Consider the following 1,529-nt stretch of genomic DNA (forward strand, 5'->3'; position numbering starts at 1 on the left):
CAACCGCCCCCCCCGCGCGCGAGCTGTACCACCCCTCGCTGACCTGGGCCGCCCTGGGGTGGGGGCCCGAGCGCACCCGGCTGCCGCGGGTCCTCAAGGGCGTCCTCACCGCCGAGGACGCCCGGCTCGCCGTCGAGCACGGCGCCGACGCCGTCGTGGTGTCCAACCACGGCGGACGGCAACTGGACGGTGCCGTGCCCGCGTTGGCCGCCCTCCCGGAGGTCGCCGACGCCGTGCCGGGCGCGCTGCCCGTCCTCCTCGACGGCGGTGTCCGCACCGGCGCGGACATCGCCCTCGCCCTCGCTCTCGGCGCCGCTGTCGTGCTCATCGGCCGCCCGGCGTTCTGGGGCCTCGCGACCGGCGGCGAGGCGGGCGTGCGCCGCGTCCTCGACCTCCTGCACGACGAACTGGAGCACACCCTGGCCCTGCTGGGCCGCCCCCGGCTCGCCGACCTGGACCGCTCGGCCGTCACCCCGTGGCCGGCGCACCGGTGAATGTTCAACGGTCAAGAATCCCGCCGGGGTTCATTACCGGGCGTCCGAATATCGACAATGCCGAATCGGAACCGGGTTCAACCCCGAGACCGTTCGACCCCGACTGGGAGAACTCCCTCATGACGAAGAACGCGGACCGCTTCCCCGGCTGGGACTGGGACGACCCCGAGGGCCTCACCGCCCGCCTCGACGACTTCAGCGCGGACGTCGCCACCTGCGCGAAGCTGGAGGCCGCACCCGGCGGCCTGCCCCGCGACCACGCCGGCTTCCGCGAACTCGGCCTGACCGGGATCGAGTTCGCCGCATTCCGGACGGCACACCCGCACGGCCTCGGCACCGACCTCGCCACCCTGCGCAGTCCCGACGCCGCCACCGAGCCCGGCACGCTCTACCGCGTCGACGGCGACCGCTGGTTCACCCAGCTGGACGTCTCCCGGCCGCTGCCCTTCGCCGACGCCAGCGTCGACTGGGTCTACGCCGAGCACCTGATCGAGCACGTCACCCTGCCCGTCGCGGCCGGCTGGCTGTGCGAGGCCCGCCGCGTCCTGCGTCCCGGCGGCGTCCTGCGGATCACCACCCCCGACCTCGCCCGCTACCTGGTCGGCTACGCCACCGGTGACGGCTTCCTCGCCAAGCACCGCCGCCGCCTGACCACCCTCGGCTTCGGCCCGCCGATGCCCGCGCGCCCCGCCTTCCTGGTCAACCAGATCTTCCGGCACTACGGCCACCAGTGGATCTACGACCTCGACGAGCTCCGGCACGTGCTCGCCCTGGCCGGCTTCGAGGCCGGGCGGATCCGCCACTGCGCCTACCGCGAGGGCGCCCGCGCCGACGTCGCCGACCTCGACACCGCCTTCCGCACCGACGAGACCATCTACGTCGAGGCCGACCGCTGACCACAGGAGTGTAGGGGTGTGCCTTTCGGGTCAGGCCGGGTGCCGCGACGCCAGGGCACGCGCCTCGCCGCGTTGTCGTCGGTCGCCGATACTCCGCATGGACTCCCTCCTCCGCCTTGCGATGCACGCACCCTGACGC

Annotated in this window: 2 protein-coding genes; both read left to right on the forward strand. The window is 73.9% G+C overall.

Annotated features, from left to right (window positions below):
* On the forward strand, positions 1-494 hold a 494-nt coding region (locus ACFV4F_RS43365; RefSeq protein WP_380511568.1), incomplete at its 5' end, for an alpha-hydroxy acid oxidase.
* A gap of 119 nt (positions 495-613) precedes the next feature.
* On the forward strand, positions 614-1,390 hold the full coding sequence (locus ACFV4F_RS43370; protein ID WP_380511571.1) for a class I SAM-dependent methyltransferase: 777 nt from the start codon (positions 614-616) through the stop codon (positions 1,388-1,390).
* The last annotated feature ends 139 nt before the right edge of the window (positions 1,391-1,529 follow it).

Source organism: Kitasatospora sp. NPDC059722 (genome assembly GCF_042733235.1).
GTDB lineage: Bacteria > Actinomycetota > Actinomycetes > Streptomycetales > Streptomycetaceae > Kitasatospora.